This window comes from Stenotrophomonas maltophilia, assembly GCF_002799155.1.
GTDB classification, from domain to species: domain Bacteria; phylum Pseudomonadota; class Gammaproteobacteria; order Xanthomonadales; family Xanthomonadaceae; genus Stenotrophomonas; species Stenotrophomonas maltophilia_R.
The window spans coordinates 1,730,437-1,753,025 of the sequence record NZ_NERD01000002.1 but is presented as its reverse complement, the minus strand read 5'-3'; the positions used below and the strand labels follow the sequence as shown (position 1 = coordinate 1,753,025).

Sequence of the window (22,589 nt, the reverse complement as noted above, 5' to 3'; positions counted from 1 at the left end):
TCAGGTCGCGGCCGCACCCTGCGTAGCCAACAGATGGTTGATCGCCCAACGCAGTGCCAGCGGCTTGAACGGCTTGTTCAGCAGCGAAAGCCCGGCTTCACGTACCGCTTCGCGGGTATCGCTGCCGATGTCGGCGCTGAGGATCACCGTGGGTCGCGCACCATGCACGGCGCTCAGCCGCTTCCATGCCGCCACGCCCGTATCACCTCCATCGAGGTGATAGTCGAACAGCCACAGTGCCGCCTCACCCGCTGCCGGCCCGATCGATGCTGCATCACCCACTGCGGTGACATCGCAGCCCCAGGACGCCAGCAGTTGCTGCATCGCCGCCCGCGCCTCCAGGTCGTTGTCGACGACCAGCACGTGGATGCCTTTCAGCGTGCTGCTACCTGCAACCGTCGGCAGAGCGCACGGTGCGGCTGGCTGAGCAGCCCGTGGTACCCGGATGGAGAATGCCGAGCCGCGCCCGGGCATGCTCCGCAGCTGCAGTGGCGCGTCCAGCAGGCTGGCGACGCGGTGCGCAATGGCCAGCCCCAGGCCCAGCCCCTGGCCATTGCTGCGGTCGCCGCGATGGAATTCCTCGAACACGATTGCCTGCTGCTCCGGCGCGATGCCAGGTCCGCTGTCATGCACGCCGATCGCCAGTGAGGTGCCTTGGCGGCGCACGCCCAGCAGTACGCCTCCACGACGGGTGTAGCGGATGGCGTTGGCCAGGAAGTTCTGCAGCACCCGGCGCAGCAGCAGCGGGTCGCTGTGCACCCAGGCGCGGGTCGGCACATAGCCGAACTGCAGGCCACGTGCCGCCGCCAGCACGGCGAATTCCTGCGCAAGCGGGTCCAGTACGGTGGACAGCGCGAACGGGCGCGGGTCGGCCACCCAGCCGCCAGCGTCCAGCCGCGACATGTCGAGCAGGCCCGACAGCAGGTCGTCGGTGGAATCCAGCGCGCCGCGGATCTGGCGCAGGAAGCTCGCCAGGAACTCGGACTCGATGTGCTGGGACATCGCATCTGCCAGCAGCTGGGCCGCATGCAGTGGCTGGATCAGGTCGTGGCCGACCGCAGTCAGGAACCGCGTCTTGGCCACGTTGGCGCGCTCGGCGTCGTGCACCGCCTGTTCCAGCCGGGCCGTGCGGTCCTGTACGCGGCGCTCCAGCGTTTCATTGCTGCGCCTGAGGGCAACTTCCGCGCGGCGGAACGCGGTGACATCGGTGAACGTGGCCACATAGCCGCCGCCTGGCATCGGGTTGCCGCGGATTTCCACGATGGTGTCGTCAGGGAAGATCCGCTCGGACAAGTGCGGCGTGCCGCGCCGCATGTGGGCGACGCGGCGCTGCAGCGCTTTTTCGGGCGAGTCGCCAACGGCAGCGCCGATACCCAGCTGGCCCAGGGCCCACGCAGTAAGATTGACCACCGGCTGCCCCACCTGCAGCAGCTCCGGCGGGAACTTGAACAAGGCCGCATAGCGGCTGTTCCAGGCCACCAGCTGCAATTGCGCATCCACCACGCTGATGCCCTGGCTCATGTTCTCCAGCGCGGCTTCGAGCAGGCGCTGGTTGAAGCGCAGCACCTGGGTGGCTTCACCGACCGCGCGGGTGACCGCCTCCAATGGCGCGGCGCCACCCTCGCGCGCGGCCTCCACCAGCAGCCGGGCCATGCCTGCGCCGACCACCGCCGTCAGCTCGCGTTCCACGGCGATGACCCGATCGTCATCCAGCATGTTTCCTGCATGCCCGTCGAGCAGCTGTCGGGCCCTTTCCTGGCCGAGGAAACGGCCGGCGGTCTTGCGCAACGATGCCGTGGCCACCGCATCGCGCTGGCGTGGCAGCGACGGGCGCACCGCGCGCGACACCAGCACCACGGCAACCAGGTTCGCCGCCAGGCTGGCGCCCATGCTGATCGCAATATGCCCCGGCTGCAGGCGTAGCGACAGCAGGGACAGCCAGTGCAAGCCATCGGGGCGGGTCGACGGCGTTGCAGCAGGCACGATCATGGGCAGCAACACCAGCCACAGCCAAACCAGCGAGCCCACCACGATGCCGGCAATGATCGCCGGCGAGGGGGTGCGTGGCCGGTACACCGCCAGCAGCACGGCCGGCGCCAGCTGCGAGAGGGCGGTGAAGGACATCAGGCCGAAATCGCTGAGCGCCTCGGTATCGCTCATTGCCCTGCTGTACAGCCACGCCATCAGGAACACGGCGAGGATGCCGGCGCGGCGCAGGGCCAGCACGCGCGGGCGCAGGTCGCCGGCGGCAGGGCTGCTATCGATGCCACCCAGCAGTCGCGAGCCCACGCCGTGGTTGCCGAGCATGATGGACAGTGTCAGCCCGGACAGGATCATCATGCCGGTGGCCGCGCTCAGGCTGCCCAGGTACGCCACCAGCGCCAGCAGGTGGTGTCCACCAGCCTGCGGCAGGGCCAGCACATACAGATCCGGCGAAACCGATGCCGGCAACTGGGCGGCACCGTACAGCGCCATCGGCACCGACGGCAGCCCGATCAGCAGCAGGTACACCGGGAACAGCCAGCGTGCCGTCTTCAGGTCGGAGGTCTGGCGAAGCTCGACCACGCCCACGTGGAACTGGTGGGGCAGGGTGAAGGCAGAGATCGCGCCCAGCGCCACCATCGTCAGGTAGTCCGGAATGACCGCGGGCGGTGGCAGGTGGGCCATCTTTTCCAGCAGGGGCGTGCCGGCGCGGTGCACCGCCAGTCCGGCATACAGGCCGATCGCCAGCAGTGCCACCAGCTTCAGTACCGATTCCAGGCCCAGTGCCACCACGATGCCGCGGTTGTGTTCGGTCGCCGAGGCCTTGCGTGCACCGAACAGCAGGGTGAACGCCGCCATCGTCAGCGCGAACCAGAACGACATGTCCAGTTGCCAGCCGGCAGGTGCGAAGCGATCGCCCAGCAGGGCGCCCAGGCCCTGGCTGACCGCTTTGAGCTGCAGCGCGATGTAGGGAATGATGCCGAACAGCGCGACCAGGGTGATGGTGATGCCCAGGCCCTGGTCTGCGTGCAGCCGCGCGACCACCAGGTCGGCGATGGTGGCGCTGTTGTGCTGCTTGGCCAACCGCGCCAGCCGCGCCAGGAACGGAAGGCCGAAGGCAAAGATCAGTGCCATGCCGACCAGCGTCGGCGGAATCGGGAAGCCCCATTGCACGCCCTGCGAGGCCGCCCCGTAGTACGTCCAGGCCGTGCAGTGCACGGCCAGCGACAGCGCATAGATGACCGGCCAGATCCGTGCCAGGCGATGCCCCCGGCGCTCACCCCACAGGGCCACGCCAAACAGCAGGACGGTCCACGCGATGCAGGCGAACAGGGCGATGGAGGGCGTCAACATCGCTCCAGTGTAGAGAGAAGCGGGGCAGGGCGGCGCTAGGCAGGCACCACGATCAGTGACAACTGCTCGGCGACCACTGCAACCTCGCCATCGGCAGCCAGCTCCACGGTCTTGCGCTGGGTCAGCAGCCACTGCCCCGGTTGGCGCGGCTGGAGGGACACCAGCTGCGAACGCACCCGTACGTGCGAGCCGCTGGGTACCGGCGCCAGGAAGCGCACCTTGTTCAGGCCGTAATTGAGCACATGCGCGATACCGGGGAAGCCGGCCAAGGCGGCCACATCCTCTTCCACCGTCAGTGACAGCAGCAGGAAGCCGTGGGCGATGGTGCGCCCACCCGGCAGCTGCGCCTGTGCGCGCACCGGGTCGACGTGGATCCAGTTGTGGTCACCGGTGGCGTCGGCGAAGGCATCGATCCGTGCTTGCGATACCTGCGTGATGCTGCCCAGCCGCTCGCCGGCCGCCCATTGCTGGAGAGGGCGCAGGGCGGCCGGCAATGCCTCGGTGGAGGCGGCTGTGCTCACCGCACGTCGTCCAGCAGGGCCAGGATGGCATCGCGTGCTTCCGGCTCGTTCAACATCGGCGCATGGCCCACGTCTGGCACTTCAACCAGGCGTGCGCGTGGCGATGTCGCGGCCATCTGCCGGGCGACATCGGCAGGCAGGATGTCGGACAGGGCGCCGCGCACCACCAGCACCGGCACGCGCGCGGTCAAGCCGCGAACCGCGCGCCACAGCACCGGGCGCAGCAGCCACAGCAGCCACGGGCGGGTGGTGCGGATCACCGCCGGGTCGTAGTCCAGTTCCAGCAGCCCGTCTTCGCGCTGGCGGAACGTACGCAGGGCCATGGCCCGCCAGTCCTCCACGGTGTAGCGCGGGAATGCCGCCTTGCCGATGGTGCCCATGTAGGCGGCGGCCTGTTGCAGATCCATTGGCGGCACGGGCTTGCCGGCGTACTTGCCGATCCGTGCCAGCGCCTCGCGCGGCACTTTGGGGCCGGCATCGTTCAATACCGCCGCAGCAATCCACTGCGGTGCGCGCGAGGCCAGGGTGATGGTCACCAGCACGCCCAGCGAGGTGCCGACGAACACGGCCTTGTCGATGTTCTGCGAGCGCAGCAGTGCGACCATGTCGTCCGAATAGGTGCGCGGGTTGTAACTGGATGGATCCTGAGCACGTTCCGACCCGGCACGGCCACGCAGGTCGACGGCGATCACGCGCCAGCCCATGCCGGTGAGCACGTCGGCCAACGCATCGAAGTCGGCGGCATTGCGGGTCAGGCCGGGAATGCACACCACGGTGCCGCGGGGCGCCTGCCCGGCGTCCGGTGCATGGTCACGCGCATGCAGGCGCAGGCCATCGTCGCTGTTCCAGTACAGATCTACGTAAGACTGCATCATGCAGGGGCTTCCTGGAAATCGTAACGGATGCGCTAGAAATCGTAACGGACGCTGAGGCTATATTGGCGTGGCGGGCCATAGAAGCCAATCAGCGTGCCGACTGCAGGAATGTTGTAGCCAGTGGTGCGGTATTCCTTGTCGGCCAGGTTGGTGCCCTGCAGGGAGAACGTCCACGCGTCATCCAGCCGCCAGATCACACCGGCATTGACCAGGCCGTAGCCATCCTGCTTGATCACCGGGCTCAGGTCGGTGGTCGGCCACACCTCGCTCTGGTAGCTGTAGCTCACCCGTGCCGACAGGTTGCCGCCGTTGGCCAGGTCGGTGCGGTACTCCACGTTCAACGCGCCCGAGAACTCCGGTGCATTGGTGAACTTCATCTGCCGGGCCACGTTCATGCCACGATCGATGTACTCGTCGTACCTGGTGTCCAGCCAGGCCAGGTTGCCGGAAATCAGCCAGTGCGGGCTGGGCAGGTACTGGTATTCGACCTCCACGCCCTTGACGGTACCCGCGCCGGCATTGGTGAAGTCGCCGAAGAAGGAATCATCGATGCCGTCGCCATTGGTATCCAGCCCAGTGAACACCGACAGCTGGATGTCCTTGTACTTGTTGTAGAAGGCCGACAGGTTCAGGAACAGGCGCTGGTCGAGGAAGGCCATCTTGCTGCCGACCTCGTAGCTGTCCACCGTCTCATCGTCGAACGGCTCGGCCGAGCGCGGCACCGCTACCGCGTTGGCACGGATGTTGTAGCCGCCGGATTTGAAGCCGCGCGTTGCCAGTCCGTAGACCATGATGTCCGGGGTGACCTGGTAGTCCAGCGAGACCTTGGGTGAGACGTTCTTGAAGTTGGTCTTCTTGTCGAAGTCCGCGGTTACCGCCACCGGCCGGCTGAAGCCCGGGTCGGCGTAGAGGCGGTTGAGGACGATCGCGCGCTTGTCCTCGTCGGTGTAGCGGGCGCCCACATCCAGCTTGAGCCTGCTGGTCAGGTCGAAGGTCCAATCCGCATACAGCGCGATGCTGTCGGTCAGTACCTTGCCCTGGTTGTCGGCGAACTGCGCGCTGAAGTAGTTGTTCTGGATCTGCCCACCGGCCTCGCCACTGAACTGGTACAGGCCCACCACGCCGCGCACGCGTCCACCGGCATCGTAGTTCAGCTGCACCTCGTTGCTGACCTGGTCATCGTGGTAGGTGCCCCCCACATCGGCCAGCTTGACCGGCGTGGTGTCGAAGTCGATGTTGGCTTCACTGTCCGATTCGCGCTTGGCCACCACGTACTTCACTGCGATGTCGTCGTTCGGTCGCCAGTTCACCGTGGCCGACGCGCCCTTGGTCTCCACGTTGTTGAGGTTGCGCATGCCCGAGCGGATGTCGTAGCGGCTGTCCATCGGCGGGTAGGCGCGCAGGAACGGATTGGGCGCGAGCATCTTCGAGCCGCGCATGCCCGACTGGTCATCGCTCCAGTCCAGCGCGAACTGCACATCGAAATCATCGCCCGCATACGCCCCAAGGTTGAGGCGCGCCGCGTTGACCTGCTTGTCGCTGACTGGCTGGCCATTGAAGGTGTTCTCGCCGAAACCATCGTGGTTCATGCTGGCCACCGCCACGCGTGCACGCAGGCCGCTGTCGGCGCCACCGATCGGGCCGCCGATCGCCGCCTTGGCATCGAGCTGGCTGTAGTTGCCCACGGTGATCTGGGCGAAGCCCTCGGTCTGGGTGGGCAGGCCGCGCGAGATGTACTTGATCGCACCGCCAATGGTGTTCTTGCCGTACAGCGTACCCTGCGGGCCGCGCAGCACCTCGATGCGCGATACATCGAACACATCCAGCAGCGCGCCCTGCGGGCGTGCGATGTAGACGTCATCCAGGTAGATGCCGACGCCCGGGTCCGCGCCCCAGGTGGGATCGGACTGGCCGACGCCACGGATGTAGGCGGTCACCGTGCTGCTGGCGCCGCGTGCGGCGTAGATGGTCAGGTTGGGCACCTGCCCATCCAGGTCGCTGATGTCCTGGACATTCATCCGGTCCAGCGCCTCGGAGGTGAAAGCGGTGACTGCCACCGGCACTTCCTGCAGGGTTTCCTCGCGCTTGCGCGCGGTGACCTTGATGCTGTCCAGATTGGTGGGTGAGGCGCTCCTGGCCACGGGCGCCGCCCCCTGCGCCGCATCCTGTGCCAGTACCGGGCCAGACGCCAGCAGCGCGCCGATCATCAGGCTCAGACAATTCCGTTTCATTCATTCCTCCCCAGGGCATGTCCATTGCAGATGGCCCGATGCCACCCCTGCAGCCAAGGCTAGCGGTGTCGTCGGCCAGCAGCGAGTGGACCTAGGTCCAGTCGGCAGCGGCCGCCGGATGCGGATACTGGGCTCGCCCCCAGCCGGACGCGTTCCCGGTACTCCTTCATCCACGACTCACCCCTGAGGATCTGGTCATGAAATCCGGAATCGATTCGATCAAAGCGATGGCGCTGGTGCTGTGCACCTGGCTGGCAACGGCGGGCAGCGCGCTTGCAGCCAGCCCGGCAGGGCATTGGGATATCGGCCTGTACGGCAACCTGTTCGGCGCCCGCGAATACCAGGTCTGGGTGCCGGCCGGCTACGACGCGGCCCAGCCACTGCCCCTGCTGCTGGTGCTGCACGGCTGCGTGACCGGCCCGAACCTGATGGGTGAGGCTTCAGGCTTCAACGAGGTCGCCGACAGCGAGGGCTTCATCGTGGTGTATCCGCGCCAGAACGTCACCTCCAATCCTGCGCGTTGCTGGAACTGGCAGCTGCCGATCAATCAGGCGCGCGACAGTGGCGAGCCATCACTTCTGGCCGGCATCGTGGACAAGGTGAAAGCCAGCTACAGCATCGATCCGCACCGGGTCTATGTAACCGGCATTTCTGCCGGCGGCGCGATGACCTCGATCATGCTGGCCTGCTACTCGGATGTGTTCGCTGCCGGCGCCATCCACTCCGGCGGCATGTACAAGGGCGCGACCACCATTTCCGGCAGTGCCTACGCGTTGTTGGCCGGCAGCATCTACTCACCGGACAGCAACGGTCGGCTGGCCTGGCAGTGCTCGGGTTCGCCTTCGCCGCGGCCGCTGCCGTTGCTGGTGTTCCATGGCAGCGCCGACCTCACCGTCAACCCGGTGAACGGTGAGCAGGCCGTGCGCCAGTTCCTGCAGACCAATGATCTGGCCGACGACGGCCTGGACAACGACTCGGTGAAGTACGTGCCGACCAGCACCCATCACGGCCAGGTGCCGGGCGGGCGCGCGTACACGGTCGATACCTATGCCTATGGCGGAAGGACGCTGGTGCAGCACTATGTGGTGCAGGGGATGGGGCATGCCTGGAGTGGCAGCCAGTCCGGCCTGCCGTTCACCGACCCGAAGGGGCCGGATGCCACGCTGATCACCTGGCTGTTCCTGAAGGACTACCAGCGCTGAGCCTGGACGCCTGTATCCGTTCAGTGGGCGGATGCAGGAGCAGGCCAGTTGCGCAGAACCACGGACGCCACCGCCCCACGAACCGCCTCGCGGGACGGTCGGAGGGCTCAAGAAATACTGAAGATGGTCGCTAATGCGCAGGGGTGGGCATGGGGCCCGCTCAATTGGGCACTTCTGTTCCAGATATAAGGATGTAGTTCTGTGAGAGTTATTGTTGTTCTGGCGTTGGCGTTGTCCATCAGTGGGTGCGGGATGCTTCCGAAGAAGGAAACGCCCGAGCAGACGGTGGCGGCATCCCGCTTCTATCCCGGGAAATCGATCGACCAGGTCAGGGCTGCTTCGATCAAGGTCTTGAACCTGCTAGCGCCCGGGAAGATGGAATTCGATGCTGGCGCGCCCGGTATCGCAGCGAAGCGCACCTATGGGTACGTCGAACGGCGCATGGGCTACCAGGGCACCATGACGACGTTCTACAACGTCAACATGACGGCGATCAGCTGGTACACCGTTGCGCTTTCTGAAGAAGCCGGTGGTACGCGGGCCCGATTTGCGCTGCAGACGCGTGCCGACGATCATGCTTCGTACTGGGCCAACCCTGCTATCCCAGCCATTTACACCAGCTTCCGCCACGATATTCCGCTGGACGGACGCCAGGGCACGGCCGATCTGAAGCTGTTCCATGATCGCGTCGAATATGTGCTGGGGCTGCGTCCGAATTGGGTGTCATGCGGCGAAGTGAATGAGCCAGGCAAGGTTCTCGAGCTCTGCGATAGCAACGGCATCAGCGACGCCGGTCCGATCCGATCCTGACCGTTCCCGGGCCGCTCCTGGGTTGATACGCAGGGCGGCTCGTGTAGTAACGTGAGTTTCATTTCCCGATTCTGCCTCTTCATCGACCCGTGCCAGGGTCTGGTCGTACGACATCCCCATGCTGGATGTGTTCGGCTAGGCTGGTCTGATGAAGACAAGGATGAAAGCAATCATGAACCGCTGGATTCTCCTGGCATTGGCCACGCTCCCCTTCGCCGCCGGCGCCGTGGTCATCCGCGATGATGTTGACGATGCCAGGTACCAGATCGACGCATCGGTGTTCCCGGCACTGGCGGACATGCCGGGCGAGGGGCACGGCGTCCTGATCGCGCCGCGCTGGGTGCTGACCGCAGCACATGCCGCACCGATGGAGGGCATGGGCGCCACCATCACCCTCGATGGGAAGGGCTACGGCGTCGAGCGTGTTTTCCTGCACCCCGGCTACCGGAGGATGCCCGAGGCCCTGGGCAAGGAAGCGATGGCAACGGGGAGTGCGTCGAAAATCCACGCGTTTCTGGCGGCGTCGGATGACATTGCGCTGATCAGACTTGCGACACCAGTGAGCGACGTGCAGCCGGTGGCGCTCTATCGTGGCAGCGCCGAGGTCACCCAGATCGCCGCCTTGATCGGCAAGGGCGCCACCGGCAACGGTGCGACGGGAGTGGTACCCGGCGGGCCGCATCGTACGACCCTGCGGCGTGCCTGCAATGCGATTACCGGCGGCAACGCGCGCTATCTCTGGTACCGGTTCGACCCGCCTCCGCAGGGCCTTCCCCTTGAAGGCGTACTTGGCAACGGCGACAGCGGCGGCCCGCTGCTGATCAATGAAAATGGGACCTGGCAGCTGGTTGGCCTCGGCTCCTGGATCACCGCCGTTCCCGAGCATGCCCTTGAGGCGGGCTTCTATGGCCAGGTTGTCTACAACGTCCGCGTGTCCCGCTACCTTGACTGGATCGAAAGCACTATCGGACGTGACGCGTCACATTAATGCCCGCGGCGCGACTGTACGGAGCGGGCGCAGCAGACGGAAGCACGCCTAAACGATTCATGGTCCCGGACAACCGCATGGCTCGGATCTCAGCCGTTGCGACGGGCGCTCGTATCCTTCCCGCCATGAGTTCCCCATTCGATCTTCCAGATTTCATGAAAGTCACCCGGCCCTCCGGCTGGGTGCAGAGCGGCGAGCGCTGGGACCTGTGGTGGAACGGGCGCTCGGTGGCCAACATCGTGCCGCATGCCGTGCTTGGCTTCCGGGTGTACCTGGACGCACGCAAGATGTCCCAGACCAAGGTGGTGGCCGCCACGAATGTGCGTCAGGCCAGGCGCTACGCAGAGCGCTGGTGTGCCGCGCGGCTCTGCCCGCAGCTGCGGCTGCGCGAGGCAGTGGCGCGCCTGGTGGACGTAGCGCCGGAAGCGAGCGCTGCGCCGTCGCCCGCACTTTCGGCGGAGCAACAGCAGCAGGCCCGCCGCCTGGCCGAGGCCGGGGCAGGGGAGGTGGCACGGATCAAGCAGGCGCTGGCACCGCGACCGCCCGCGACTCAGGCCAGGTCGGAGCTGCAGGGGCGAGGTGGAGCCTGGTCGATACCCGGCCAGGCGCCGTCAAGCCGCCATTCGAACGGCAATGCCTCCCCTGCCGGGGTTATGCCGAGAGCTCCTCGCGCACGATCCTGGCTCCTTCGCTGAGCGCACGCAGCTTGCCCCGTGCCACGTCACGGGCCAGCGGCGCCATGCCACAGTTGGTGCTCGGGTAGAGCTTGTCGGCATCCACGAACTGCAGCGCCTTGCGCAGGGTGTTGGCCACCTCATCAGCCGTCTCCACCGTGCTGGAGGCCACGTCGATGGCGCCCACCATCACCTTCTTGCCGCGCACCAGCTCGATCAGGTCGATCGGCACGTGGGAGTTGTGGCATTCCAGCGAGATGATGTCGAGGTTGGAGGTCTGCAGCTTCGGGAACGACTCTTCGTACTGGCGCCATTCCGAGCCCAGTGTCTGCTTCCAGTCGGTGTTGGCCTTGATGCCGTAGCCATAGCAGATGTGCACCGCGGTCTCGCACTTCAGCCCTTCGATTGCACGTTCCAGGGCGGCCACGCCCCAGTCGTTCACCTCATCGAAGAACACATTGAAGGCTGGCTCGTCGAACTGGATGATGTCGACACCAGCGGCCTCCAGCTCCTTCGCTTCCTCGTTGAGGATCTTCGCGAACTCCCAGGCCAGCTTTTCGCGGCTCTTGTAGTGCGCGTCGTACAGCGTGTCGATCATCGTCATCGGGCCGGGCAGTGCCCACTTGATCGGCTGCGTGGTCTGGCGGCGCAGGAACTTCGCATCCTCGACGAACACCGGCCTGTGGCGGCTCACGGCGCCGACCACGGTCGGTACGCTGGCATCGTAGCGGTTGCGGATGCGCACGGTTTCGCGCTTCTCGAAGTCGACGCCGCTGAGATGCTCGATGAAGGTAGTGACGAAATGCTGGCGGGTCTGCTCGCCGTCGCTGACGATATCGATACCGGCATGCTGCTGTTCCTGCAGGGACAGGCGCAGGGCGTCCTGCTTGCCCTCGACCAGGCCTTCGTCCTGCAGCTTCCAGGGCGACCAGAGCTTCTCGGGCTCTGCCAGCCAGGAGGGTTTGGGCAGGCTGCCTGCGGTGGAGGTGGGGAGCAACGTGTTCGTCGGCATTGTGTCGTGTGTCCTGGGGGCGGATGGAAAATCGATGGGGTCAGCGGGCGGCCCAGCGCTCAAGCACAGCGCGGTACGGCTTGATGAAGTGCTCTTCGGTGAACCGGCCCTGCTTGACCGCCAGCTGGCTGCGCTCTTCGCGGTCGTAGACGATGCGGGTAGAGGAGTAGTCCTGGTGCTTCAGGCTGGGCTGGTAGACCTTGCCGGCCACGGAATTGGCGTTGTAGATCTCCGGGCGGTAGATCTTCTGGAAGGCCTCCATGGTGCTGATGGTGCCGATCAGTTCCAGATTCGAGTAATCGCCCAGGAGGTCACCCTGGAAGTAGAACGCCAGCGGCGCGACGCTGCCCGGCGGCATGAAGTAGCGCACCTGCAGGCCCATCTTGTCGAAGTACTGGTCGGTGGGGGAAAACTCGCCCTGGCGGTACTCCACGCCCAGGATGGGGTGATGGTTCTCGGTGCGGTGGTAGGTCTTGCTGCTGGAAACGCTGATGCAGATCACCGGCCCCTTGCTGAAGTTGGCACGGTAGGCGTCCGAGCCCAGGAAGTGCTGGAACAGCTTGCCGTGCAGGTCGCCAAAGCCTTCGGGAATGCCGAAGGTGGCCTTGCCCTCGTTGCTGGCCGGCAGCACCACGCTGAAGTCGTAGTCGCGCACGTAGGACGAGAAGTTGTTGCCGACGATGCCTTCGGTGCGCACGCCGGTCTGCGTGTCGACGATGGTCGGCCGCAGCACTTCGATCAACGGGAACGGATCGCTGCCGTCGGCACCGTCGATGTGCATTTCCACCGAGATGATGTCCAGCTCGACGGCATAGCGGTCCGCGTTCGGGTTGTCCCAGTGCGCCAGGTCGTTGAAGCGGTTGTTGATCATGCTGATCGTGTTGCGCAGGTTCTCCTGCCGCGACGCGCCACGGGCCAGGTTGGCGAAATTGGTGGTGATGCGCGTGCCCTCGGCCGGCTGGTAATCCTCGTTGAAGGGGATGCGCGTGATGCTGAAGGTGAAGGTGTCGGTCGTCATGGGCGGCGTTCCGGGTTGCGGGGTGACATCCGAATGCAGGTGCGGGCATTCGGTATTCAAAGGACTGCAGCGGCCTCGGCAGTGGCAGGCGCTGCGCGATGGGACAGGGCCAGCAGGGGCATCGCCCGCTGCACCGCCAGCCGTGCGCGCTGGATCAGGGCGTCGTTGTGCACGCGGCCATCGGCGAAATCACGGTCGGTGGCGTAGACCCCCAGCGGCAGGGTGCGGGCCTGGAAGAAGCTGAAAAGCGGACGCAGCTGGTGGTCGATCACCAGCGCGTGGCGCTCGCTGCCACCGGTAGCGGCCAGCAGGATCGGGGTATCGACCAGTGCATCCTGGTCGATGAAGTCGAAGAAGTGCTTGAACAGGCCGGTATACGAACCGCGGTAGACCGGCGTGGCCACCACCAGAACGTCGGCCTGTTCAACGGCCGCCAGTTGCCGCTCCACCGCCTCGGGCAACTGCGAGCGCCACAGTGCACCGGCCAGTTGAGGCGCCAGTTCACCCAGTTCGATCAGGTGCGGCTCGCAAAGTACGTCTTCGCCGATCAGGCCCAGCAGGTGCTCGGCCAGGGTCGCAGCACGGGAGGGGCGCTGCAGCCCGCCGGAAACGGCGACGATACGGAGTGGACGGGTCATCTGTTCGCTTTCAGCAGGGGAGGGGCTCCTTCGGGCGATCTGCGGGGGCGCAGTCCTGCAGGCCGGCGAGGTGACCGGGCGGGCAGGCAACCGAAGGCATGACCCGATGCTAGTCACGCCCTTCCATGACGTAAAATGGTATTACTTCACCAATCCATGAGCGGTATTCATCGTCATGCTGGAACGGATCCACCTCAGTATCGTGCAGCAGGTCGAGCAGCAGGGCTCGCTCACCGCGGCCGCCGGCGTGCTCAACCTGACCCAGTCGGCACTCAGCCACAGCATGAAGAAGCTGGAGCAGCAGCTCGGCACCGATGTCTGGCTGCGCGAAGGCCGCAGCCTGCGCCTGACCCAGGCCGGACAGTACCTGCTGGCGGTCGCCAACCGGGTGCTGCCGCAGCTGGACCTGGCCGAGGAACGGCTGGGCCAGTTCGCGCAGGGCGAGCGCGGTGCACTGCGCATCGGCATGGAGTGCCATCCCTGCTACCAGTGGTTGCTGAAGATCGTCTCGCCGTACCTGGCCGCGTGGCCGGACGTGGATGTGGACGTCAAGCAGAAGTTCCAGTTCGGCGGCATCGGCGCACTGTTCGGCTACGAGATCGACCTGCTGGTCACACCCGATCCACTGCTGAAGCCGGGCCTGAAGTTCATCCCCGTGTTCGACTACGAGCAGGTGCTGGTGGTGGCCAGCAACCACGCCCTGGCCAAGGTGGACCACGTAAAGCCGCGCCAGCTCGGCCAGGAAGTGCTGATCAGCTACCCGGTGCCGTTCGAGCGCCTGGACATCTACAACCAGTTCCTGCTGCCGGCCGGCATCACGCCGCGGCGGCACAAGACCATCGAAACCACCGACATCATGATGCAGATGGTGGCCAGCGGCCGTGGCGTTGCCGCCATGCCGCGCTGGCTGGTGGAGGAGTACGCCGCGCGCATGGACGTGGTGCCCGTGCGCCTCGGCGCCAAGGGCATCCCCAAGCAGATCTACCTGGGGGCGCGCGAGGCCGATACCGGCATCGACTACCTGCAGGCCTTCATCGAACTGGCCCGTAGCAGTTCGCCGCTTGCCGGCAATGCGCGTGGAGCGCGTTGATGCCGGCAGGTACTTCATCGCAGGCGGACGCCTTCATCAACGCCTTTTCACTGGAAGTCAGCGCAAAGGCCATGCCGGCACTGCGTGCCGAGGCGGCCCGCATACCGCGTGGCACAACGATCTCCATTCCCTGGCTGGCCAGCGAGGACGACGATGCACGCTTGGCGGCGGCGCGCACGGTGCGCGCGCTCGGCTTCGAGCCGATGCCGCATCTCTCTGCCCGGCGCATCCGGTCGCGTGCGGCGCTTGAGCGCTTTCTGGAACGCGCCGCCAGCGAAGCGGGGGTGGAGAAGTGCCTGCTGATCGCCGGTGATCTTTCCGCGCCCGCAGGGCCGTATGCCGACAGTACCTCGATCATCGAGTCCGGCCTTCTTGAACGTTGTGGCATCAAGGTTGTTGCCATCGGCGGGCATCCGGAAGGCCACCCGGTGATGACCGCCGAGGATCGGTGGCGCGTGCTGGAGCGTAAGTGCCAGGCCATCAAGGCGAGAGGCATGGCACCGCTGATAATCACCCAGTTCGCCTTCGATGCCGATATCGTGCTGGCCTGGCTCGATGAACTGCGTGCCCGTGGCATCACGGTTCCAGTGCTGGTCGGCGTACCGGGCCCGGCCAGCATTGCGCGGCTCGCCCGCTACGCTGCGATGTGCGGCGTGGGTGCCAGTGCATCGATGCTGGCGCGGTACGGCATCTCGATCGGCCGGCTGCTCGGCACGGCGGGGCCGGAGGTGTTCGTCGATCGGCTGGTGAAAGGGCTGACGGACGCCCATGGCCCGGTCAGCCCCCATTTCTTCCCGTTTGGCGGCATTTCGCCGTCGCTGGAGTGGGTAGCGCAGTACCGGCGGAGTGTTTACAGCAGCGGCGGCTGAAAATCAGGGCAGCTGCTCGTCCCAAGATCGAGGCGCTCTGCAATGCGCTGGGGATTGATGTCTCCGGCGCGATTGATCAGGACGACGACCGTTCTTCGCTGCGCGGGAACGTGCCGAAAATATCCGGTAAAGCCTGCGGTTCCGCCCCCGTGACCGACTACATTGCCGTCATCGGCAACCTGCCAGCCGGCCCCCCAGCCCGCCTTGCTTCCGTTGGAAAGAACCGTGTCGCACCACATGTGCCTCAGCGCGGCATCGGGTAGCAGCCGACCCTGGTCCAACGCCACAGCAAGGCGTGCCATGTCATCGATGCTCGCCAACAGGCTGCCGGCCGCCCACGCCGAACCCGGAGCAGTGGGCGGTGGGTCGTGCCACTGGCCATCCTGGAATAGATGCCCCTGGGCAATCCGGCGCCGATCCTCTGAGCGGCGCGGCCCCGCGTCGCGCATGCCCAGCGGCGACAGGATCTCTTCCTGGAGGACGTTCCAGTAATCCATGCGGGTTGCATGTTCGATGGCCAGGCCGAGCAGAATGTAGTTCGTATTGGAATAGGCATGCCGCGTACCGGGCGCAAACTCCAGCGGCATCTGCTCCACCCCTGCCAGCAGTTCACGAGGGCGCGGACTCGTCGGCATCAATCGCAGGAAGTTGGCTTCATTCAAATAATTGGGAATGCCGGAGGTATGGCTCAGCAGCCGCAGCAGCGAAATGGATGCCCAGGCTGAAGGCAGTCCCTCCACATACAGGCCGATGGGCGCCGTTACGTCGAGCAACTGCCGCTGCTGGAGCCGGAACACCAGCAGCGCCGTGAACACCTTGGTGATCGATCCCAGCTCGAACACGGTATGGCGATCAATCGGTGAGGGCCGGGTGTCAGTGCGTCGGCCCGCTGCGGATAGTGCGGCGATGCGCCCATGATCTACCACAACGGCCGCCAGGCCAGGCTGTTGCTCGGCCTGCAGCAGCCTGGCCAGCGAGCTGCAGCTGCCTGAAGTACTCCGGCTCGCCAGTGCAGACCGGGCAGGCAGGCCGCAGCCAGCAGCCAGAAGTGCTGCACACAGGTGGCGCCGGACAGGATCGTTGCGCATGGCGTATCAGCTCGCAGCGGCGTTGTGGCAATGGTATCGCGGGTCGAGCAGGCCGAGCGGATGAGGCGGGTGTCCCGGGTGGGTCTGCCCTGCGGCTTCTGGCAGCGTGGCGTGCCGACACATCACCCACGAAGGCTGACAGCTGTCACTGGCTGCGACCCGGGCGGACGCGAATAGTGGGCGCCAAGGCGAGGGCACCTCGCCACCACTCAGCTACCACTCGCCAAGGGGACCGCTCATGAACATGCTCCAGCAACTCACCTCGCAGACGCCGATCTGGGTCTGGCTGCTCCTGGCCTTCCTCGTCACCCGTGGCATCGCCGCCATGAAGCCGGGGGAAACCTCGCTGCAGAAGCTGGCGATCGTGCCTGCGCTGTTCACCGCATGGGGTGCGTGGTCGATCAGCCATCGTTTCGGCACGTCGCTGAGCGCCTGGGGTGAATGGCTCGCCGGCATCGGCACGGGTGCCGCGCTGGGCTGGCTGCTGCTGGATCGGCTGAAGCTGACGATGGACCGCAGCACCGGCAAGCTCTGGCGCAACGCGGACTTCAGCCTGCTGCCGCTGCTGCTGATCACCTTCCTGGTGAAGTACGGCTTCGAAGTCGCGTTTGCGGTGTCGCCGTCGCTGACCGCCAATGCTGGCTTCAGTGCAGCCTACCTGCTGCTGGCGGGTGGATTCACCGGCCTGTTCATTGGCAAGTACTGCCGGTACCTGGCCTCGCTGCGGGTTGATGCGGCAGGCAAGGGGCTCGAAACCGCACGCTGATGGATCTGGTAGCGCCGGCCGCTGGCCGGCTCCTCACGTCACAGGCAATCGAGTTCGGCGCTACCATCGGAGCGGCTGCGCCTCCGGTGAGAGCCCGGGATGGATGGAACCATCTGAACAGGAATCGATAATGGAAGCGATGTATCCGGTCGGCGTTGTAGGGGAAAGCGGATCATCTGGTTCGCCTGGGTATCAGGTGACCATGATCGAGTGATGTCCAGCAATGGAAGGCCTGTCTGCGATAACAGCAAAGAAGGGCTCGAGGGTCAGGTCGCCGCTCGCGGCCGAGTCCTGGACTGGGAAGGAGAATCCATCATTGACCTCGACTCGCTGGTCTCGTCTGTAGATTCAGGGAGGGAGGTTGACCCCGGGAAGGTCGTGGATGCATGGAATTTCATGATTGACCTCTTCAGGGTGATCGGGAATGCCCCCAAGCAGCTGTTTCACGCCGAGTTGATGGATGGCTATGACGCCTTCTTCTCGCAGTGCGAGGTCACTCAATCGCTTGGTCTGAGATCGATTTCCATTGCACGGCGCGATCTGGATCGGACGCTTGTCAGGCGCGCAGCGGCTTCTGGAAGAATGGTCCATGCAGGCGGCCCGATTGATGGGGGGTGATAGCGCTACCGGAGATCGCCTGCAGCAGTGAAGGGCGCCGCAGGATCCATCGATTGCTTCTGCCCGCCCAGCTGATCAGCAGCACGGGCTGCGCCGCTCGCACTCGCATCCAGCCCGTGCACGCACCGGGACGTGTGTATCGAAACCTTTGCCTCGGTGAGCCAGCAGGGCCTGCGATCAGCTGCAAAGTCCGGGCTCGCCATCACTGTCGCTCTTCAGGATGACATCCAGGATGGCCTGGTTGCTCCACGCTGGCGATGGCGCGTCTTCGGTCCGTGTACTCGGCGCAGTGGGCTGAATCCCAGCGACCGGACAGTACGCCTGCTAACGGGCGGCAACGAATATCAGCGTGCGCTGGACGAGTTGGTCTCCCCGCACGGCCTGAATTCGCTTTCGCATCACGGCAAGAGCGGGTCAGGGGAGTTCCAATCGCAAATGACTCTCACTACACTTGCGGCATCCCACCCCTTCCGCCGCCTATGGCGGTCAGAACTCCGGCTCCCAACGTGAATTCCCCGCCCCACCTGTGCAGACCGCAGGCATTTGCCCTGAGGGTGATGTGTCCACGCTAGGCCGGGGCACGGGCAGCAACGCGGAACGGGCCTCTCCCACGGAGGCAGGCATTCCGGAAGACGCCTCGCCAACGGGCGGGAACCTCCTTGCGAAAGCCTATGCCCGTTGGCGCGGGCCCATTCTGCGCAGCCTTGCGCGTGTCAGGGGTGCGGACGGTGAGGATGCCCTGCACGACGGTGCAGTCAAGTGGCTGGCGGCAAATCCTGCACTGGCGTCGTGCGACCAGCAAGGTGCCTATTTCCGGCGAACGGTGATGAACACCGTGGCCGATGAATATCGTGAGCACACCGCAGGCCGCCGTCTCCAGACGCTGCCGCTGGCAGATGCAGAGGATGCGGGCCAGGCCATCGCCAGCGATGAATCACAGTGCCCGTTGCAGCTCAGCGCCCAGCGGCAGCGCCTGGAGCGCCTGCGAGAAGCACTGGCCGAGCTGCCGGAGCGCCAACGCGAGGCTTTTGTGCTCTGCCGCTTCGATGGGCTGACCCAGGAAGACGTGGCTGCTCGCATGCAGATCTCCCGCCGCATGGTGGTCAAGCACCTGTCGCGAGCGGTTGCCTACTGCGAAGTGCGGGTACGCTATGCGTCTCTGGCACAGATGCAGGAACTGCATCGCCCGATCAAGGCGGGCGAGGCGTTGGCGCCTGCCATCGATGCTGATTTTCCCTGCCGATGACCGATCTCCCTTCTGCCGCAGGTTCCGACCCGTTTGCCCTGCATGAGGCGGCCGCCGCGTGGATGGTGCGGCGGCAGGATGCGGACTGGCAACCGGAAGAAGAGGCGGCCCTGCAGCACTGGCTGGCCGAGAGCGAAGCGCACCGACAGGCGTTCGCCGACGTGGCCAGAACCTGGCACGACCTGGGCCAGTTGCCGCGCCCCGTGCTGGCCTCGGACGCGCGTGCGGTGATCGCCCCAGCAGTACCTTCACCTGCCGCTCCACGCCGGGGCAGGGCGGCGCGGCGTGCACGGTCGTGGCGCCTGCCACGCGTTGCGGCGGCTGCGGCCGTGGCGATGCTGGCCTTGGGGTACGTCGGCTACGGTTGGTACACCGCGCCCAGCTACGTACAGGACGTGGTCACCGGTGCGGGCGAGATACGTGATCTTCAATTGCCGGACGGCTCACGGATTTCACTCAATGCACGCAGCACGCTGGCGGTGCATTTCTATCGATCCCGTCGTGAAGTGGTACTCAGCCAGGGCGAGGCGTACTTCGAGGTCGCCCCGGCGGCCGACCGGCCCTTCACCGTCGATGCCCAGCGTAGCCGGGTGACGGTGGTCGGCACGGCCTTCAATGTGCGCAATGGCCCGGGCGAAGTCGTGGTCAAGGTGCTGCATGGGCACGTGCGGGTACAGCCGGATCGCGCAGAAGGTGCCTCGCCGGTCAGCCTGCACGCCGAACAAGGCCTGGCCGTTACCACGCTTACAGCCGCCTACCGCTCCATTGCCGCCAGCGCAGACAGCATTGGCGGCTGGCGCAACGGGCGCCTGGTGTTCCGGCGCACCCCGCTGGACGAAGTGGCGCAGGAGGTCGGGCAGTATCTGGGCCATCCCGTCACGCTGGGCCAGCCAAGGCTGAAGTTCCTGCCGGTCTCCGGCTACGCAGCCACCGATGCCCCAGCCACCTTCCTGGAGGCGCTGCCGGATCTGTTGCCCGTGCAGGTGACCCGCACTGCCCAGGGCGGCTATCGCATCGACGAACGGCCTGTTGCCCGCTGACGCCGGAACGAAAATTTCTACCGGGGCGGGTTCCCACCCCGCCGCCGTTTTCCGTTTACCCCAGTGAGGCCAGTAGCGGCCAAGCATGATGGAGCGGTAATGGGGTACATGAAGATCAAGCGCGCACTTGTTGCTGGCGCGTTCTCTACGGGGGTACACGCCAAGCGACTGCCGTTGCTGGCACTGTGCATTTCCAGCGCGCTGGCAGCGCCGGCCATCGCACAGGCGCAGCCGGCTGCGCGCGTGCCGTTCAATATTCCGGCGCAACCGCTTGATGCCGCGCTGCGCCGCTTTTCCGAGCAGTCCCGGCAGCAGGTGCTGTTCAGCGAATCGGCGGTGGCGGGCCGTCGCGCCCCGGCCTTGACCGGCAGCTACACACCGCAGGAAGCACTGGCGCGCCTGCTGGAGGGCAGTGGCGTGCGTGTCAATGCCACCCGTCCGGGCGTGTTCACCCTGGCGCAGGAAGCAGCAACACCTACGCGCAGCAAGGAGGCCCAGACCACCCTTCAGACGGTGAACGTGACCGCCAACGCGCCAAGTGATGGCGCCTACACAGCACGTGAGCTGAGCCTGGGCAAGCTGGGGCAGAGCATCCGCCAGACCCCGCAGTCGGTCAGCGTGATCACCCGCCAGCAGCTGGACGACCGCAACCTCACCACACTGGACGAGGCGCTGGCGCAGACCACGGGTGTGACCAAGACCGCCCGCAACTTCGGCAACCACAAGTTCTCGATCCGCAGCTTCACCGTGGACGACAGCAACTATCTGGTCGATGGCGTGGCCGGCATCGTCTATGCCCCGGTGGGTTGGCTGCCGATCGACACCGCGGTGCTGGAGCGGGTTGAAGTGCTGCGCGGTGCCGGTGGCATGATGCTGGGTGCGGCCGACCCCAGCGGGGCGATCAACATGGTGCGCAAGCGCCCGCGCGACCAGGCCCATCTCGATCTGGCGGCAACTGTGGGTTCGTGGGACAACTACCGCGTCGAGGTTGATGGCGGCGGCCCGCTCAATGCCGCCGGCAGCGTGCGCGGCCGACTGGTCGCCGCCTACCAGGACCGCGATTACTTCCAGCGGGGAACCTCATCGAAGACACCGGTGGCCTATGGGGTGATCGACGCCGACCTGGGTGCGGACACCACGCTGACCTTCGGCCTGCGCCACCAGGCCAGTGACACCGACGGTTACTGGCTGTTCGGCCTGCCGCGCTACACCGATGGCGGTGCGCTGGACATCAAGCGTTCCACCTCGCTCATCCAGGACTGGAACCGGCAGGAGGGCTCCGTTGAAGAAGCCTTCGCAGAAGCGGAGCACCGCTTCAACGAACGCTGGAAGGCGCGCCTGTCGGTGAACCGCACCGAATCGGACCTGGACCAGCGTGTCGCGGTTCCGCTGGGCGGGGTGGACCGCGCCACCGGCATCGGTTCGCGCTTCTATGACATCTATTTCAACCGCTCGCGCGTGCGCAGCGATGGCATCGACCTGCACACCACCGGCAGTTTTGAAGCCTTCGGCCGCAGCCATCAGGTGCTGCTGGGCGCCATGTGGTCGCGCCAGCGTACCCGCCAGAGCTCGGCGGACCTGGCCATCGACGTGCCGATCAATGTCTACGCACCCGACCACAGCGCCATTGCGCAGCCGCTCCAGCCAGCCTGGGACTGGTCAGAAAACGCCCGCGCCCAGCAGAGCGGCGTGTACAGCAATCTGCGCCTGCAGCTGGCAGAGCCGCTGCACCTCACGCTGGGTGGCCGGCTGAGCTGGGTGAAGTACCAGTCCAGCGATGGCTTCACTGGCGCCAAGAGCCGTGACTACGAACAGAAACACGAATTCACCCCGTATGCCGGCCTTGTCTACGACCTGGGTCCACAATGGTCGGTCTACGCCAGCTACGCCGACACCTTCCAGCCGCAGAGCTCGTACGTCACCGCGTCCGGCTCGGTGCTGGATCCGGCCATCGGCGCCAACTACGAGCTGGGCGTGAAGGGGGAATTGAACGATGGGCGCTTGAACCTTTCCGCTGCGGTGTTTTCCATCCGCAAAACCGGCAACGCCGTGGTGGACGAATCCGACCCGGGCAGCTGCCGTGGCTCGCTGGCGTCGTCCGATTGCTACCGCAATGGCGGCAAGCTGCGCAGCAAGGGCTTTGAATTGGAAGCCAGCGGCGAACTGGCACCGGGCTGGCAGATGATGGCGGGCTATACCCACGTCACCAGCCGCGACGATGAGGGCGCGACCATCAGCGCCGAGACACCTCGCCACCTGTTGCGCCTGTCGACGTCCTACCAGCTGCCCGGCAAGTGGAACGCGTTCTCCGTGGGTGGTGGTGTATCGGCACAGAGCAGCTACTCCTATCCGGCCTACGACGACCCGGACTGGCGCATGGGTGCAGCAGGACGTGCCGTGTGGGACCTGCGTGCCGGCTACCGGATCAATCCGCGCTGGAGCGTGGGCCTCAACGTGGCCAACCTGTTCGACACGCGCTATTACGCGATGATCAGCCAGATCCGCCGCGGCAACTTCTTCGGCGAACCCCGCAATGTAATGCTGACGCTGCGCGGCTCGCTGTGATC

General features: G+C 65.7%; 19 protein-coding genes. 11 read left to right on the top strand and 8 right to left on the bottom strand.

The window, feature by feature from the left end; genetic code table 11:
* From B9Y82_RS08755 to B9Y82_RS08740, 4 genes are read right to left on the bottom strand one after another with little or no spacing between them, the layout of a single operon-like run.
* Entirely contained in the window at positions 1 to 3,336 is a 3,336-nt protein-coding gene (locus B9Y82_RS08755; RefSeq protein WP_100472433.1) for a hybrid sensor histidine kinase/response regulator, read from the bottom strand.
* A 35-nt stretch (positions 3,337 to 3,371) separates the two neighbouring features.
* A complete protein-coding gene (locus tag B9Y82_RS08750) occupies positions 3,372 to 3,857 on the bottom strand; it encodes a MaoC family dehydratase (protein ID WP_100472431.1) in 486 nt (161 codons plus the stop codon).
* Positions 3,854 to 4,732: an alpha/beta fold hydrolase gene (locus B9Y82_RS08745; protein WP_100472429.1), complete on the bottom strand. Its 879-nt coding sequence runs from the start codon at positions 4,730 to 4,732 to the stop codon at positions 3,854 to 3,856. The genes B9Y82_RS08750 and B9Y82_RS08745 overlap by 4 nt, the downstream gene beginning before the upstream one ends.
* A gap of 32 nt (positions 4,733 to 4,764) precedes the next feature.
* The gene (locus B9Y82_RS08740; protein WP_238381567.1) at positions 4,765 to 6,963 is read right to left on the bottom strand and encodes a TonB-dependent receptor; all 2,199 of its coding nucleotides are present in this window, start codon (positions 6,961 to 6,963) and stop codon (positions 4,765 to 4,767) included.
* Positions 6,964 to 7,160: 197 nt separating this feature from the next.
* Here B9Y82_RS08740 and B9Y82_RS08735 point away from each other — a divergent pair, with 197 nt between their 5' ends.
* From B9Y82_RS08735 to B9Y82_RS08720, 4 genes are all read left to right on the top strand, one after another.
* Positions 7,161 to 8,165, top strand: a complete 1,005-nt coding sequence (locus B9Y82_RS08735; RefSeq protein WP_100472427.1) for an extracellular catalytic domain type 1 short-chain-length polyhydroxyalkanoate depolymerase — start codon at positions 7,161 to 7,163, stop codon at positions 8,163 to 8,165.
* Positions 8,166 to 8,366: 201 nt separating this feature from the next.
* Positions 8,367 to 8,975, top strand: coding sequence for a hypothetical protein (locus B9Y82_RS08730; RefSeq protein ID WP_157804607.1), 609 nt, complete (start codon positions 8,367 to 8,369; stop codon positions 8,973 to 8,975).
* Between the two features lie 172 nt (positions 8,976 to 9,147).
* Positions 9,148 to 9,963 (top strand): S1 family peptidase, encoded by an 816-nt coding sequence (locus B9Y82_RS08725; protein ID WP_100472425.1) that lies wholly within the window; start codon positions 9,148 to 9,150, stop codon positions 9,961 to 9,963.
* Positions 9,964 to 10,088: 125 nt separating this feature from the next.
* Positions 10,089 to 10,658, top strand: a complete 570-nt coding sequence (locus B9Y82_RS08720) for a hypothetical protein (RefSeq protein ID WP_238381566.1) — start codon at positions 10,089 to 10,091, stop codon at positions 10,656 to 10,658.
* Here B9Y82_RS08720 and B9Y82_RS08715 read toward each other — a convergent pair.
* Genes B9Y82_RS08715 through msuE form a run of 3 tightly spaced genes read right to left on the bottom strand, consistent with a single transcriptional unit; the run spans position 10,615 to position 13,305 of the window.
* Positions 10,615 to 11,649, bottom strand: a complete 1,035-nt coding sequence (locus B9Y82_RS08715; RefSeq protein WP_100472423.1) for a methionine synthase — start codon at positions 11,647 to 11,649, stop codon at positions 10,615 to 10,617. The two genes, B9Y82_RS08720 and B9Y82_RS08715, sit on opposite strands and share 44 nt — an antisense overlap.
* A gap of 40 nt (positions 11,650 to 11,689) precedes the next feature.
* On the bottom strand, positions 11,690 to 12,667 hold the full coding sequence (locus tag B9Y82_RS08710) for a DUF1852 domain-containing protein (protein ID WP_100472422.1): 978 nt from the start codon (positions 12,665 to 12,667) through the stop codon (positions 11,690 to 11,692).
* 56 nt (positions 12,668 to 12,723) lie between these two features.
* Positions 12,724 to 13,305: an FMN reductase gene (gene msuE, locus B9Y82_RS08705; RefSeq protein WP_100472419.1), complete on the bottom strand. Its 582-nt coding sequence runs from the start codon at positions 13,303 to 13,305 to the stop codon at positions 12,724 to 12,726.
* Between the two features lie 175 nt (positions 13,306 to 13,480).
* Between msuE and B9Y82_RS08700 the strand changes: the two genes are divergently transcribed.
* Both B9Y82_RS08700 and B9Y82_RS08695 read left to right on the top strand, forming a co-directional pair.
* On the top strand, positions 13,481 to 14,395 hold the full coding sequence (locus B9Y82_RS08700) for a LysR family transcriptional regulator (RefSeq protein ID WP_100472416.1): 915 nt from the start codon (positions 13,481 to 13,483) through the stop codon (positions 14,393 to 14,395).
* A complete protein-coding gene (locus B9Y82_RS08695; protein ID WP_100472413.1) occupies positions 14,395 to 15,264 on the top strand; it encodes a methylenetetrahydrofolate reductase in 870 nt (289 codons plus the stop codon). The genes B9Y82_RS08700 and B9Y82_RS08695 overlap by 1 nt, the downstream gene beginning before the upstream one ends.
* On the opposite strand, the gene B9Y82_RS08690 is transcribed toward B9Y82_RS08695, so the two are convergent.
* Positions 15,246 to 16,352, bottom strand: coding sequence for a serine hydrolase domain-containing protein (locus B9Y82_RS08690; RefSeq protein WP_100472410.1), 1,107 nt, complete (start codon positions 16,350 to 16,352; stop codon positions 15,246 to 15,248). The genes B9Y82_RS08695 and B9Y82_RS08690 overlap by 19 nt on opposite strands.
* A 238-nt stretch (positions 16,353 to 16,590) precedes the next feature.
* Between B9Y82_RS08690 and B9Y82_RS08685 the strand changes: the two genes are divergently transcribed.
* From B9Y82_RS08685 to B9Y82_RS08665, 5 genes are all read left to right on the top strand, one after another.
* A complete protein-coding gene (locus tag B9Y82_RS08685) occupies positions 16,591 to 17,118 on the top strand; it encodes a DUF6622 family protein (RefSeq protein WP_100472407.1) in 528 nt (175 codons plus the stop codon).
* Between the two features lie 213 nt (positions 17,119 to 17,331).
* A complete protein-coding gene (locus B9Y82_RS08680; RefSeq protein WP_100472404.1) occupies positions 17,332 to 17,736 on the top strand; it encodes a hypothetical protein in 405 nt (134 codons plus the stop codon).
* Positions 17,737 to 18,295: 559 nt separating this feature from the next.
* Positions 18,296 to 18,982, top strand: coding sequence for an RNA polymerase sigma factor (locus B9Y82_RS08675; RefSeq protein ID WP_100472401.1), 687 nt, complete (start codon positions 18,296 to 18,298; stop codon positions 18,980 to 18,982).
* Positions 18,979 to 20,022, top strand: coding sequence for a FecR family protein (locus tag B9Y82_RS08670; protein WP_100472398.1), 1,044 nt, complete (start codon positions 18,979 to 18,981; stop codon positions 20,020 to 20,022). The genes B9Y82_RS08675 and B9Y82_RS08670 overlap by 4 nt, the downstream gene beginning before the upstream one ends.
* Positions 20,023 to 20,130: 108 nt before the next feature.
* A complete protein-coding gene (locus B9Y82_RS08665; protein WP_238381565.1) occupies positions 20,131 to 22,587 on the top strand; it encodes a TonB-dependent siderophore receptor in 2,457 nt (818 codons plus the stop codon).
* Positions 22,588 to 22,589: the final 2 nt, after the last annotated feature.